17 protein-coding genes are annotated in these 12,560 nt (G+C 48.9%); 9 read left to right on the forward strand and 8 right to left on the reverse strand.

Annotation, left to right across the window (positions count from 1 at the left end):
• The first annotated feature begins 34 nt into the window (after positions 1-34).
• The gene (locus L6439_RS13055) at positions 35-1,384 is read left to right on the forward strand and encodes an ABC transporter substrate-binding protein (RefSeq protein WP_168180563.1); all 1,350 of its coding nucleotides are present in this window, start codon (positions 35-37) and stop codon (positions 1,382-1,384) included.
• Between the two features lie 114 nt (positions 1,385-1,498).
• Here the strand turns inward: L6439_RS13055 and L6439_RS13060 are convergent, their stop codons facing one another.
• Entirely contained in the window at positions 1,499-1,588 is a 90-nt protein-coding gene (locus tag L6439_RS13060; protein WP_237096917.1) for a helix-turn-helix domain-containing protein, read from the reverse strand.
• A gap of 182 nt (positions 1,589-1,770) precedes the next feature.
• The gene (locus L6439_RS13065) at positions 1,771-1,947 is read right to left on the reverse strand and encodes a recombinase family protein (protein ID WP_237096849.1); all 177 of its coding nucleotides are present in this window, start codon (positions 1,945-1,947) and stop codon (positions 1,771-1,773) included.
• A 50-nt stretch (positions 1,948-1,997) separates the two neighbouring features.
• On the opposite strand from L6439_RS13065, the gene L6439_RS13070 reads away from it, so the two are divergent.
• Together L6439_RS13070 and L6439_RS29675 are read left to right on the forward strand one after the other, a co-directional pair.
• Positions 1,998-2,753, forward strand: a complete 756-nt coding sequence (locus tag L6439_RS13070; RefSeq protein WP_420540580.1) for a SulP family inorganic anion transporter — start codon at positions 1,998-2,000, stop codon at positions 2,751-2,753.
• Between the two features lie 48 nt (positions 2,754-2,801).
• Positions 2,802-3,065 (forward strand): STAS domain-containing protein, encoded by a 264-nt coding sequence (locus tag L6439_RS29675; RefSeq protein ID WP_420540581.1) that lies wholly within the window; start codon positions 2,802-2,804, stop codon positions 3,063-3,065.
• Positions 3,066-3,079: 14 nt separating this feature from the next.
• Here L6439_RS29675 and L6439_RS13075 read toward each other — a convergent pair whose 3' ends face one another.
• The 3 genes from L6439_RS13075 to L6439_RS13085 form a co-directional block, all read right to left on the reverse strand.
• Entirely contained in the window at positions 3,080-3,784 is a 705-nt protein-coding gene (locus L6439_RS13075; RefSeq protein ID WP_168180564.1) for a TioE family transcriptional regulator, read from the reverse strand.
• Between the two features lie 190 nt (positions 3,785-3,974).
• The gene (locus L6439_RS13080; RefSeq protein ID WP_168180565.1) at positions 3,975-4,439 is read right to left on the reverse strand and encodes a phage tail protein; all 465 of its coding nucleotides are present in this window, start codon (positions 4,437-4,439) and stop codon (positions 3,975-3,977) included.
• A 22-nt stretch (positions 4,440-4,461) separates the two neighbouring features.
• The gene (locus L6439_RS13085) at positions 4,462-4,941 is read right to left on the reverse strand and encodes a GyrI-like domain-containing protein (protein ID WP_213469428.1); all 480 of its coding nucleotides are present in this window, start codon (positions 4,939-4,941) and stop codon (positions 4,462-4,464) included.
• A 109-nt stretch (positions 4,942-5,050) separates the two neighbouring features.
• Here L6439_RS13085 and L6439_RS13090 point away from each other — a divergent pair, with 109 nt between their 5' ends.
• From L6439_RS13090 to L6439_RS13100, 3 genes are all read left to right on the forward strand, one after another.
• Positions 5,051-6,013 (forward strand): helix-turn-helix transcriptional regulator, encoded by a 963-nt coding sequence (locus tag L6439_RS13090; RefSeq protein WP_168180567.1) that lies wholly within the window; start codon positions 5,051-5,053, stop codon positions 6,011-6,013.
• Positions 6,014-6,190: 177 nt separating this feature from the next.
• Entirely contained in the window at positions 6,191-6,592 is a 402-nt protein-coding gene (locus tag L6439_RS13095; protein ID WP_213469427.1) for a GNAT family N-acetyltransferase, read from the forward strand.
• Positions 6,593-6,694: 102 nt separating this feature from the next.
• Positions 6,695-6,874 (forward strand): H-type small acid-soluble spore protein, encoded by a 180-nt coding sequence (locus tag L6439_RS13100; protein WP_006677430.1) that lies wholly within the window; start codon positions 6,695-6,697, stop codon positions 6,872-6,874.
• Positions 6,875-7,024: 150 nt separating this feature from the next.
• Here the strand turns inward: L6439_RS13100 and L6439_RS13105 are convergent, their stop codons facing one another.
• The 3 genes from L6439_RS13105 to L6439_RS13115 form a co-directional block, all read right to left on the reverse strand.
• Complete coding sequence (locus L6439_RS13105; protein ID WP_475721008.1) at positions 7,025-7,909, reverse strand: cation diffusion facilitator family transporter; 885 nt, start codon at positions 7,907-7,909, stop codon at positions 7,025-7,027.
• Positions 7,910-8,091: 182 nt separating this feature from the next.
• Entirely contained in the window at positions 8,092-9,312 is a 1,221-nt protein-coding gene (locus tag L6439_RS13110; RefSeq protein ID WP_213469426.1) for a cation:proton antiporter, read from the reverse strand.
• Positions 9,313-9,314: 2 nt separating this feature from the next.
• The gene (locus tag L6439_RS13115; protein ID WP_006677427.1) at positions 9,315-9,806 is read right to left on the reverse strand and encodes a cation:proton antiporter regulatory subunit; all 492 of its coding nucleotides are present in this window, start codon (positions 9,804-9,806) and stop codon (positions 9,315-9,317) included.
• 203 nt (positions 9,807-10,009) lie between these two features.
• Here L6439_RS13115 and L6439_RS13120 point away from each other — a divergent pair, with 203 nt between their 5' ends.
• From L6439_RS13120 to L6439_RS13130, 3 genes are read left to right on the forward strand one after another with little or no spacing between them, the layout of a single operon-like run.
• Positions 10,010-10,666, forward strand: coding sequence for a TetR/AcrR family transcriptional regulator (locus tag L6439_RS13120; RefSeq protein WP_111154791.1), 657 nt, complete (start codon positions 10,010-10,012; stop codon positions 10,664-10,666).
• Positions 10,667-10,681: 15 nt separating this feature from the next.
• Positions 10,682-11,596, forward strand: coding sequence for an ABC transporter ATP-binding protein (locus tag L6439_RS13125; RefSeq protein WP_006677425.1), 915 nt, complete (start codon positions 10,682-10,684; stop codon positions 11,594-11,596).
• A gap of 6 nt (positions 11,597-11,602) precedes the next feature.
• Positions 11,603-12,439, forward strand: coding sequence for an ABC transporter permease (locus tag L6439_RS13130; protein ID WP_111154789.1), 837 nt, complete (start codon positions 11,603-11,605; stop codon positions 12,437-12,439).
• Positions 12,440-12,560: the final 121 nt, after the last annotated feature.

A 12,560-nucleotide genomic window follows, 5' to 3' on the forward strand; every position in this document is an offset into this window, starting at 1 on the left:
TATACATAAATACGTTTAAGGGGGATGTATGGAAATGAAGCAACGCACTAAAAAATGGTTTATGCTGCTGAGTCTGACTCTTGCTGTCGCGATGCTCTTGTCCGCTTGCGGCGGAGGAGAAGAAAGCGGCGGCTCGGGCCCCGTGACGATCACGTATTACACGATCGACTCGCCAGACCGGACGTATGTGGAGAAGCTGATTCCGGACTTCGAGAGCAAGCACCCGAATATTAAAGTCAAAGTCGAAAAAGCGCCTTATGAGCAATTCGACTCCAAATTGCAGGCGAATATCGCGGCCAAAAACGCGCCCGACGTGACGTCTCACTTCGGTTACGGCGGCTTCGCCGAATATTATAACAAGGATTTGCTCCTGGATTTAACCGGCATTATGAAGGAAGACAACTTCAACCCGGCCGATTACGGCATCAAAGAAGAGCTGATGAACATTTACAAGGTGCAGGACAAAACGTACGGCATTCCGTTCAGCAACTATGTAACGATCCTGCTCTATAACAAAGATCTGTTCGATAAAGCGGGCGTGCCGTATCCTCCTTCGGACTATGAGGATCCGAGCTGGACGTTCGATAAGATGGTCGAGGTGGCCGAGAAGCTGACGATACGGGACGATGATATCGAGAAAGCGCAGTATGGCCTCGACTTCAACTGGGGCGAGCTGGATATGAGACCGGCCTACTTCGGGGCCAAGGTCTATTCCGATGACACATGGACGAACGGCGGCAAGCCAAGCGAGACGCATTTCGATTCGCCGGAAGCGATTGCCGCGTATAAGAAATGGATCGGACTCATCTGGGATAAGCAGGTCTCTCCGTCGCCCGCCTGGTCCAAGTCCGTGGCGGGACAATTCGGGGATCCGTTCCTGTCCGGCAAGATCGGCATGTCGGTGGGCGGCTCCTGGAATCTGGCGAGCCAGGATCAATTCAACTTCAAGGTCGGCGTCGCCGCCGTTCCGTTCGGCGGCAATCCGGAGGAGCGAAGCGTACTGTATGTTGACCCGTTATTTGTGCTGAAAGACTCCAAGCATCCGAAGGAAGCGTATGAATTCATTAAATTCATGATCTCCAAGGACGTGCAGGAGAAATCGATCGAATTGAGCGGCGGCACGCCTCCGATCAATGAGCAAGCGAAGGAAAAATACTATAACAGCTTCGAAGGCGTCGATCCGGCCGTCATTAAAAACGTATACGACGGAGCGAACAAATACGGCGTGGAATCGTTCAACCATTTGGTCGCGAACTACTCGCAAATCAATGAATTGTTCATTAACGAGTTTGCCGCCGCCCAGAACAATACCAAGACCGTGGAAGAAGTGATGCCGGAGATTCAGAAAAAATTAGATAAGCTGCTGGAACGGGTAAATCGATAGGCAGTAATGTTGACAACGTTACGGGTGCATCGGAGTAGCAACAATATGGACGGTATCGAAAACGATGCCGTCCTTTTGCATTTTGCGAGAATGGAAATAACTGACTTTAGCCGGTTAGTTTTCTAGATAGCGGTATAATGTCGATTTGCTGATTCCGGTCGCCTCTTTTATTTCAGATAATGTATATGATTTGCTTTGGTACATCAGGATGGCGCGCTTCACGTTCTCGTCGGGTTTCCGCGGGCGTCCGGCCGAGTGGCCTTTTTCCTTCGCCTCATACAGTCCTTGCTTCGTTTTTTGGCTAATCACATCGCTTTGAAAATCGAGAAGATGCCTCACGGTTTCTTTGAACGATGCTCTTGATGAAGTGCTCGTAGCTATATTTTCTACAGATAGGCATCCTTCTGCTGCAGCGCTTCCAGCAGCTCCATCAGATGCCGGGTGGAGTCCGCCAACGAGAAGAGCCTGGCAACGACAATTTTGTCGCCCGCATTCAGGTTAGCCATCATGCTCTCCAGCCTCGTCCGCCGCTTCGCGCTGGCATGTTCTTCTTGTATGAACATCCCGCATCCCATAGATCGGCTTTGTCAATGCCTTGGCTATTCTTATTTTTATGGCGCAAATCCCGCATTTTATCGGTAAATCAGCGCTGACCTATCTTATCTGTAGGGATTACGTTGCTTATTGTGTACGTCGTCCCCAAGTTTTCAAGGCAATTCCGGCGCCGCTGATCGCGATTGTCATCTTAACCGCAGCCGCCATGATAGGGAAGCTTGATCTGGGAACGGTCGGCGATCTTGGCTCGATTACGCGCGCGCTGCCGGCTTTTCTGATACCGGATGTTCCTTTCCGGCTGGAGACGCTGGGCATTATTTTCCCTTATTCATTGGCTCTGGTGATTGTCGGGCTTTTGGAATCATTGCTTACGTCATCGATTGTCGACGATATGACAGACACGAGCAGCGACAAGCATCGGGAAGCGCGCGGCCAAGGAATCGCCAATGTCATTAACGGCTTCTGTGGAGGCATGGCAGGCTGCGCAATGATCGGCCAATCCGTGATCAATGTGAAATCAGGCGGCCGAGGGCGATTGTCGACGCTGGTTGCCGGCGTCTTTCTTATGTTCCTCATCAATGTGCTTGGCGATGTCGTCGTTCAAATTCCTATGCCCGTCCTGGCGGGAATCATGATTATGGTCTCGATTGGAACGTTCGATTGGTCGTCCTTCACATATATGAGAAAAGCGCCGAAGACGGACGCGAAAGTGATGCTGACTACGGTTATCATCGTTGCGGCAACCCATGACTTGTCCAAGGGAGTCATTGCGGGCGTGCTGTTAAGCGCGATTTTTTTCGCGGCGAAAATTTAAAAAATTAAGGTTACGCAGAGGGGAGACAGGGACAAGCAACAGTTCCAAGTGGGAGGACAGCTGTTCTTCGCGTCCGCGAAGAGCTTCGTCGGCGCCTTCGATACGAGCTGTCATGGGAAGGAGGTTGTCATCGACTTCTCCCGTGCGCATGTATGGGATGATTCGGCCGTGGGAGCCATCGATAGAGTCGTTCTGAAGCACAAGGAGAACAACAATAAAGTAATGATTAAAGGGCTCGACTCATCCAGCCAGAAGTTAGTGGAGCGGGTTGCAGTCTATCACGATAACAATGCCAAGCTGGCTGCTCATTGATGAAAGAAAACCGGTCACAGCAGCTCCAGGACGTTGCACAGCTCGACCAGCCGTTGCACCCCCTGGAGCTGCTGGCGGTTGCGCTTGTTGATTGTGAGGAGGGCATCCTCCGTCACTTTTTTGACTTGCTCGATGCTGTGGTTGTCCAAGGCCTGCACAATTTCCTTCATGCTCTTCAAAAAGTAGACGGTGCCTCGCAGCGTGCGAATCAGCAAAATTTTCCGGATATGCGTCGGCGTGAACAGGCGGTAGCCATTTTCGGGATCGCGCGCCGGCGTCAGTAATCCTTCCTTCTCCCAATGGCGTATGGCCGATGCAGTCACGCCGGTGAATTCGGCGGCCTCGCCGATCGTCATGAACTCCTTCAGCCTCTTGTTCGCGATTGGAGGAAGCTCGAGATGGTGCAGCAGCTCCAGCGTTTGGTCCGCGGCGACTTTCTCCTGCTGAAGATTCGCCTGCTCCTTGTTCACGATCCAGAAGGCAGCGTCGACATTCGCTTCTTGAATAAGGCGAAGCACTTTGCAGGTAACCGCGACGCCGAAGCCCGGGAACATGGCACGCAGGCAGCGGAAATACGTGAGATGCTCGATCGTATACAGGCGGTACCCATTGGCGGCGCGCGCAGGGGCGGGGACGACTCCCCATGATTCGTAGTGGCGCAAAGCGCTCGTGCTGATGTGAAGCTCCTTCGCTATCTCGCTTGGCTTGTAGTAGCGCATCCGTCTTGACCTCCTTGGGGCGTCTTTCGGGATTTCACTATACCAAATGAAGAGGCGAAGGGCAATTCTTAGAAAAGTACATATATAAGCTATTACGTGACCCAAGGGAGGGCACTTTTTTCAAAATGTCCCTTCTCTCGGGTCACTCTTCTTGATGGAGAGGTGCTGTATTGCGATCGCAATGCCGGCTTTAATATTCTCCTTTGATTACAAAATACGAGCCCCGAATGGTTCCAGCCAGTTTAGACTTCTGCCGGGCAAACTTAAAATTCCCTTCTAACTCCTTCGGTACCTCCATCCCCTCGGAAAGCTTAAAACCAACGGCTCGCTTCTTAGGGTCATCAACCGTATACATGACGTTGACCTCAAGACCGTCCTCATAAAAGACGAAGGCCCATTTGATATTTTCCACTTGAAAACTTGACGTTTCCAAAGGCTTGGCCGCAAACTCAATATCCCGTTCTTCTTTCAAAACCCGGTTCACGTAATTAAGGGTCTCCTGGCTGTCGCTCGCGGGTACAACCGTAAATTCATGCTTATATTTGTTCATAAAATAACGGGCCTCATTCGCTCGTAAACCGGCAAGAGCTTCTGCTACTGGCGAAGACTCCAAACCGACCGTAGACACGTTTTTAAAATCAACGATATAGGACATTTCTACCGCTCCTTTTATTTGATCATTTCCTAACGACAGGAATCCACATTTCACCATATACGAAGCCGTTACGCTGCCCCATCTCGACCGTGGCATTCGGCCCGCCAACATAGGCGAAGTTCTTCGCTTCCGGCAAGACTTGACCGAAGGCAATGCCAGCAAGAAGATGACTCAATTCCTCAGCCGTCTGTCCTTCCCCTTTAACAACGAGGTATTCCCCCTTAGGGAATTGGATAACCCTGGATGCTTCCGGTACCGATTGCTCTGTCATGACGCCGGCATAATACATTAATTTGTTATTCACCGCTTCGTTCACGGCAAAAAGGTAGTCATTTGCGGCGATGGCCTTTAAAGTGTCCAGCCTTCCATCTTGTCTGATGGCCGACCAAAAGTCTGCCTTTTCCTTGTTCAAGCCAGCAAAGTCTGTGTACTTGCTCTTAAGCTCAGTTCCAATACCTAAAACGGCGAAACTGTCTTTTTCTTCCAGTTTATATTGTGCCATGTTTATAACCTTCCTTTGTTTTAAATTTATCAACTGATTTGTTTTTTCACTTGCTATGTTTATAATAGTCTTGAATCATGTCAAAAAATGATACTGTTTAGGAGTCTCGATGAAAAAAGTTGAACGGATTAATATCATTATGCGGTATATCAACAACCGGGCTCATTTCACGATTTCCGAAATCATGCGGGAATTTAATATCTCTCGTTCGACAGCGATTAGAGATATCAGAGAAATTGAAGCCATGGGGATGCCGCTTGTCGCCGAAGTCGGAAGGGATGGGGGTTATTTTGTCATGAACAACTCCGTCCTGCCCACTGTTCGCTTTACCGATAATGAGATTAAAGCTCTTTTTATTGCCTTTATGGCCACAAGAAATCTACAGCTCCCTTATCTAAAGAGCCGTCAGTCTTTAGCTGAGAAATTGCTGGGTCTCCTCTCGGAAAACCAGCAAGATGACCTCGTTCTGTTAAATCAAATCTTGCTTTTTGAAGGAACTAACCCCTATAATCCAGACCTGCTTGATCTGTCCGACCTGCCTCATCCCATGTTGGAAAAACTCATCCAAATCCTTCTTTCGGATCGCTATTTATGGATTGCCATCCAAGAAGAGAAGGCAATAAAGTCTTATCCCGTTTATCTCTTGCACCTTTATCGTGAAAAAGGCCTTTGGTTAATTGAAGGCTTTGACCTACAGGATGAGAGGAGGAGGATTTATCCTGTCGACAATCTTACCGAGGTCAAACCATACTCTTCGAAAAAAAGGCTAAGCAAGAAAAAGATTTTAGAAAAACTAAGTAAGCAAGAAGAAGTCGTTAATCTTGTCCTTGAACTTGGTCCAAAGGCGATTGCCCAGTTCAAAAAGTACCACCCTTTAAAAGTTTCCATTTCCTATATGGATCCTTTCCAAACCACAGCCATACTAAGGACTTTTATCAATGTGAATCATTCCGAAGAATTGACCGAAATGACGAATTGGCTGCTTTTTCTTGGACGGGATATCAAAATCAGGGAAGTGCCGCAAGAAGTCTTAGCAAGTTTGCAAGAGAAATTATGTTTATACTTCCCATAATCGGTGCCGATTATTTATGTCTGCTTATAAAAAAACGTTTAAGCTGCGTCACAGGGTTTACTATTTCTTTTCTATAGCCCCCGGCGAACCTATTTCAGAGCTTTCGCACTTGCATATATGTAGTATGTTGGTATAGGAAAGAGCTGTTTTGAGGAAGGACTAAAGGAGGACAGCTTGATGAACATTTTGCATGAAGTTCCCGGCACGGGAGAGTATGTGGAACTCCGGGCCGCTGCGGGTCTTGCCCCGAAGGAGGAGGCGGCTGCCCATACGGCATTGCTGAAGTCGATGCTGTGCGTCGTGATGAGAGATGACCATGGGCAGTTGCTCGGAATGGGGAGAATCATCGGCGACGGGGCTTGTTATTTTCAGATCGTAGACGTCCTGATCCATCCCTCCAGCCAAGGCGAGGAATGTCAGCAGACGATAATGAACGCATTGATGGAGTATTTGGAGCAGCAGGCGCCGCAAGGGGCACACATCCTGCTTATGGCCGATGTCCCATCCGTTGGCTTCTACAGGAAATACGGCTTCGAGCTGACTTACCCGAATTCGTTGAGCATGACCCGGAGGCTGTAAGGCATGTTGAGCTTACTCCATTGAGCCAACGTATAACAACATGACATCTTACGTATATTATAGAGCGTATCATGATAGAGGCCCAGATGGAGGTTGATAGGAATGAATACGCAAAGAGCTATCGAAATCTCAGCATCGCCGGTTATGACAGACGTTACTTACCTAGGGGAGCCCGTATACATTCAACATGTGAATGAAGAGAGTGGCATCGCAAGAATTTACCCCCTTAGCAATCCGGAAGAGGAACGGGACGTTCCGGTCAACATGCTTATCGAAGGTTAAATAACAAGGAGGCGCGGCAAGCCCGCCTCCCGTACCCTCTTCAGAACATCGCATACGCTCGCTATCTCATGCGGGCGATGCTTCACCACAGCACCCCTCCTCCGCAGCCATCGATTCCAATGAACAGCGCAGACCTTTTTTCTGAGAGTGTCAGCCCCTATTCATTTGAGTTGCCAATCGTTCATGCTCCGGTTCGACATGTATGAATACTTGCGCACGGCGGAACGCCGCCGTAATCGCCTGCTCGATGTCATCGCATAGCTGGTGAGCTGTAGCGATATCCAGCTTGGAGGGGACTACGAGATGGAAATCGACGTATTCGACGGGACCGGATCGACGGGTGCGCAAGTCATGGAACTCAATATATTGTTCTTGAAAAGATTCAATCACTTGCACAATTTCTCTTTCCTCTTGATCGGTCAAGCGAGCGTCCAGCAGGGGAGGAAAGGATTCCTTCATCAGCTTATACGCCTCTCTCATGATGTACAGAGCCAGGATTATGCCGATGATCGGATCCAATATCGTCCATCCGGTCAAGGTGGCCAATAACAGGCTGCAACCGACGCCTAAGGATGTATACACATCGGTAAGCAAATGCAGCGCATTGGATTTCATGGCGACCGAATTCAGCTCTGATGCCGCTTTGCTTACTCGGCGAGATACGATGAAATTGATGCCCGCCCCGACAAACATGACGATGACGCCCAAATAAGGCAGTTCAATCGGCGCAGGCTCGAACAGCTTGTGAACACATTCATACATAATCCAGGCGCCCGCAATAAAAATAAGCAGCGTCTCCACGGTTCCCGATATGTTCTCCACCTTGCCATGCCCGTATGGATGATTCTTATCCGCGGAACGGCCCGACAGCCGCACCGAGAAAAAAGCGATCAAGGAAGCCGCCAAATCCAGGGAGGAGTGGATCGCTTCCGAGATGACGGCAATCGAGCCGGTAAACATGCCTACGACGAGCTTCAACAAGACGACGAAGGCATTACTGAGCACCGATAACATAGCTATTTTCGGACCATTCACATGCATCACAACCCCAAGCTTCGTTATTGTTCATATACAATAACAAACGAAAGGCGAGTGGGTCTACAGAAACCTTTTTTCATGCTCGCCGTCATGTAGCACCTACTTAAAAGTGTTGCTTCTTCGCAAACCGCCTGCGGCTTCCATTGAGCCATCGACGCATATGACCTATTGCCGGCGGATTATTCCGCCCGCTTGTGAACGCTTCCTTTGCTTTTTTCCCAGCGAAAAATTTTGTTCAAGCCTCTGAAAATGAGCCGGGATTCCTTCGTCAACAGCGGCCCCAAAATGGCAAGGATGAGGACGTACAGCGCAGCGAAGGGCTGGAGCAACTCAAGCAGTCCGCCGGATTTGCCGAGGTTCGCCATGATAATGGAGAACTCGCCGCGGGATACAATGGTCAGTCCGATATTGGCCGACGCCTTGGGCGACAAGCCTGCGCTCTTGCCAGCAAGCATACCGGCCAGGAAGTTGCCGAACAAGGTCACCGCTACGGCTCCCACCGACAGCCACAAGGCTCCGCCGAGCGCGGAAGGAACGATGGTCAGTCCGAAGCTGAAGAAGAACAGCGCGCCGAAGAAATCACGGAACGGCAAAATCAGCTGCTCGATTCGTTTCATGTGCATCGTCTCAGCGAGTATGAGCCCGGTCAGCAGCGCTCCGATCGCTTCCGCTACGTGAATCGTCTCCGAGAACCCGGCTACGAGGAATAAGAAGCCGAACACAAGCAGCAAGAACAATTCATTCGAACGGATGTTGAAGACCTTATTCAGAAGAGGCGCAGCTGAGCGCCCTGCAATCAGCAAGAGAAGCATGAATCCCAGAGCATACAAGGCTGACAATATGACGCCGCCGACAGAGGACGAGTCGCTCAGGACCAGCCCGGACAGGACGGAGATGTATACCGCCAGGAAAATGTCCTCGAACATGATGATGCCCAAAATCATCTCGGTCTCGGGATTGGCCGTTCGCTTCAGATCGACGAGCACCTTCGCCACAATCGCGCTGGATGAAATGGTCGTAATGCCGGCCATAACCATCGTTTCCTCAATAGGGAAGCCGTTGACCCACCCATAGAGCAAGCCTAAAGTAAAGTTAATAAGAATATAGATCGTTCCGCCCATGACGATGGAGCGGCCTGATTTCATTAAGCGGCCGATTGAAAACTCCAGCCCCAAATAGAACAGCAGAAAAAGCACGCCAAGCCGTCCCATAAATGCAATGACCTCCGCGCTCTCGATAAATCGGAAGTCGAATGCGCCAAAATGCGGCGCATGGGGGCCTACGGCCATGCCGACCAAAATATAAAAAGGAATGACCGAAGTCCGAATGCTGGCCGCGAGCAGTCCAACCAGGGCAATGAGAAGAACGGCAAGTCCAACTTCCAGTACGAGATGATCCATGATCAGCGTCTCCCGGTTTGCAGCAGCTGCTTCAACTGCTTCAATTGGTGGCGTTCGCCCGCAACGACGAGGATCGTGTCTGCCTTAAAGGTATACTCCGGACCGGGATTGATATGCTTGGCGCCTTTCTCAATAGCGGCAATGATCGTGACTCCCGCCGTCTGACGGATATTCGCTTGGCCGATCGTGCTGCCGACACAGGCAGCATCAGGCGCGACTCTGTACCATTCAATCGTCAAATCCTCTAAAGCGACATCCATCGTCTCCAATGCCTTCGGCCGGTAAGTCATTCCCCCGACGATCGCCGCAAGTTGTCTTGCTTCTTCATCCTCGAGCGTAACCATGGATGTGCAATCATCCTGATCATGGTTATCAAAATGATACATTTCGCGCCGGCCGTCATCATGGATGACAACGACCAGCCTATCGCTGCTTTGCGTTACCATTTCGTATTTATGACCGATGCCTGGCAGGTCGGTTTCTTTAATGTACATGCCCTCAACCTCCTCAACTGCGGTTAGTGTGTGAATAAAGCAGGGATTTTAATCAGGAAATGGGGGAAATGGCAGCGAACGAGCCGTCCGTGCCGTAGGGTCAACACTGAAGAACTGGCAAAAATGCCCTTGACGTGCGAACTGGAAAAATGTTAAGATTCTTATCGACCGACAGTCAGTCGGGTGCGGTGGAGGTATGAACAATGAGGATTTCTAAAAAACCGGAAGAACGAAGAAACGAAATATTGGACGCCGCCGAGTTGCTTTTCACGACAAAAGGTTTTTCCAAAACAACGGTTAACGATATTTTGCACATGGTTGGGATCGCCAAGGGCACGTTCTATTATTACTTTCAATCCAAGGAAGAGGTCATGGACGCGATTGTCATGCGTTTTATTGACTTCGGAGTCGAAGCCGCTAAGGCAGTCGCCGCCCATCCCGAGCTGACGGCTCATGACAAAATATTTCAGATCATGATGTCGCAGCAGCCGGACGCAGGCCGGAAGGAACAAATGATCGAGCAGCTGCACCAAGTGAACAATGCGGAAATGCATCAGAAAAGCTTGATAGAAACGATTCTTCAACTAACCCCAGTCTTGACGGAAGTCATTGAACAAGGAATAGCGGAAGGGGTGTTCGATACTCCTTATCCCAAAGAAACGGTCGAAATCCTGCTGGTGTCTTCCCAATTTATATTTGACGAAGGAATTTTCCAGTGGCAGCCCGATGAATTGATGACCAAAGCAATTGCATTTACTTCCATGATGGAAAAAATGTTGGGAGCGGAAAAAGGCAGTTTCGACTATATGATTGGTAAATTCGGCCGATCTCTGAAAAATGGAAATTCCAATGAAAATTAGGAAGCGGTGATTGGGATGGACAACATTATCGTGGTGAAAGATTTTGTGAAGAAATATGGGGATTTCACAGCGGTCGACCGGGTATCCTTTGAAGTCGAGAGTGGAAGCATCTTCGGTTTTTTAGGACCTAACGGCGCGGGCAAAAGCACTACAATCAACACCTTATGTACGATCATGGAGAAAACGTCGGGCGTGCTGCTTATCGACGGCAAGGATGTAAACCGGGATAAAGACAAGGTCCGAAGCGTGATTGGGGTTGTGTTCCAAGACTCAACCCTCGACAACAAAATGACGGTTGAAGAAAATTTGAAGATGCACTGCTATTTTTACGGTTTGCCGAAATCCATTATGAATGAGCGTATTGATTTTGTGCTGGAGATCGTTGATATGACGGACTGGAAAAAGGCAATGGCCGGCAGCTTGTCGGGAGGCATGAAAAGAAGAGTCGAGATCGCCAGAAGCCTCCTGCATTTTCCTAAAGTTTTGTTTTTGGATGAACCTACGACAGGGCTTGATCCGCAGACGAGAGCGAATACTTGGGAGTACATTATCAAGCTGCAAAAGGAGAAAAATTTGACGATATTTTTAACGACTCATTATATGGACGAGGCTGAAATTTGCAATAAAGTGGCTGTTATGGACCACGGCAAAATTATTGCGTTCGATGAGCCGCACGCATTGAAGCAGCGATACACCAAAGACAAAGTTCATATCGCTAGCAGCGACGAGCGTGCATTAGAATACTTGTTACAACATTTTGAGATGAGCTATGAGAGAAAAAACGGTTACTTCGCCGCAGAATTTACCCGATTATCCGACCTGCTGGACATCGTCAGCGAACATCGGCCGGCGATTACCGATATCGAAATTAAAAAAGGTACGTTAAACGATGTGTTTCTCGAAATTACGGGCAAGGATATAAGGGGGTAACCGGGGATGCGCATTGTTGCGGCGATATGGTTTCGAAATGTCAAACTATTTATCAGAAATCGTGTGCAATTGGTTTTAATGCTGATAATGCCGTTTTTTTATTTATATTTATTAAGCTCCGCTTTTGCAAGCACATCGATAACGAATCCGGTACATTATGTGCTGGCCGGTATTGTAATCATTGTCGTGTTCCAGACATCGCTGAATATCGCAACCTCGACGATCGAAGATATCGTGTCCGGTTATATGAAAGAAGTGCTTGTTAGTCCTGTCAAAAGAATACAGATCGCGGCCGGACAAATGCTGGCCTCGGCAACGATTGCTACGTTCCAAGGGATTATGATTTTGATCATCGGTTATTGTATCGGCATGACCTATGCATCTATCATGACCCCCTTTGCCATCATCGGCTTCATGATTTTAGTCGGACTTGTATTTTCGGCGTTCGGATTATTTTTAGCGACATTAGCCAAAAATTCGCAGACCTTTCAGATTGTCTCGGTCGCCGTTACAACGCCGTTCACTTTTTTATGCGGCGTGTACATTCCGCTTAGCTTGCTGCCGGACGGCTTGCAGTATATGGCGTTGTTTAATCCGATGACCTATGCCGCGGCATTTTTCAGAGCGCTTAGTTTAGAAAAAATGTCTTTGCCGCCAGACGAGTTAGTCGCCGAACAGCTCGCGTTTAAAGTAAGTGATTTTGTGATAACTCCTCAACTGGGCATCATCTTTATCATTTCATTCGGGATCTTATTTTTATTGCTCTCGACGATTGCCTTTGCCAAAGTTGATTTTTCAAGAATGAACCGGGCGCAAGGAACGAAAGATATTTTTCAGCAATAGAAAATAGGAGCAGTGCGGACCTTGGTTCCGTTATTTGTACACGATTAACGGATTCCCGGTCCGCATGACTGCCCCTCAAAATCTTTCAGCTTCTCCTATTTCATCGCAGCGCTAATGATTC

This window comes from Paenibacillus dendritiformis (genome assembly GCF_021654795.1).
GTDB lineage: Bacteria > Bacillota > Bacilli > Paenibacillales > Paenibacillaceae > Paenibacillus_B.

Coding starts and splice junctions, on each gene's coding strand:
- L6439_RS13125 (WP_006677425.1), top strand. CDS start 10,682: ATGGACAACATTATCGTGGTGAAAGATTTTGTGAAGAAATATGGGGAT.
- L6439_RS13120 (WP_111154791.1), top strand. CDS start 10,010: ATGAGGATTTCTAAAAAACCGGAAGAACGAAGAAACGAAATATTGGAC.
- L6439_RS13100 (WP_006677430.1), top strand. CDS start 6,695: ATGAATACGCAAAGAGCTATCGAAATCTCAGCATCGCCGGTTATGACA.
- L6439_RS13055 (WP_168180563.1), top strand. CDS start 35: ATGAAGCAACGCACTAAAAAATGGTTTATGCTGCTGAGTCTGACTCTT.
- L6439_RS13110 (WP_213469426.1), bottom strand. CDS start 9,312: ATGGATCATCTCGTACTGGAAGTTGGACTTGCCGTTCTTCTCATTGCC.
- L6439_RS13090 (WP_168180567.1), top strand. CDS start 5,051: ATGAAAAAAGTTGAACGGATTAATATCATTATGCGGTATATCAACAAC.
- L6439_RS13085 (WP_213469428.1), bottom strand. CDS start 4,941: ATGGCACAATATAAACTGGAAGAAAAAGACAGTTTCGCCGTTTTAGGT.
- L6439_RS13130 (WP_111154789.1), top strand. CDS start 11,603: ATGCGCATTGTTGCGGCGATATGGTTTCGAAATGTCAAACTATTTATC.
- L6439_RS13080 (WP_168180565.1), bottom strand. CDS start 4,439: ATGTCCTATATCGTTGATTTTAAAAACGTGTCTACGGTCGGTTTGGAG.
- L6439_RS13065 (WP_237096849.1), bottom strand. CDS start 1,947: ATGTTCATACAAGAAGAACATGCCAGCGCGAAGCGGCGGACGAGGCTG.
- L6439_RS13115 (WP_006677427.1), bottom strand. CDS start 9,806: ATGTACATTAAAGAAACCGACCTGCCAGGCATCGGTCATAAATACGAA.
- L6439_RS13070 (WP_420540580.1), top strand. CDS start 1,998: ATGGCGCAAATCCCGCATTTTATCGGTAAATCAGCGCTGACCTATCTT.
- L6439_RS13095 (WP_213469427.1), top strand. CDS start 6,191: ATGAACATTTTGCATGAAGTTCCCGGCACGGGAGAGTATGTGGAACTC.
- L6439_RS13060 (WP_237096917.1), bottom strand. CDS start 1,588: ATGTACCAAAGCAAATCATATACATTATCTGAAATAAAAGAGGCGACC.
- L6439_RS13075 (WP_168180564.1), bottom strand. CDS start 3,784: ATGCGCTACTACAAGCCAAGCGAGATAGCGAAGGAGCTTCACATCAGC.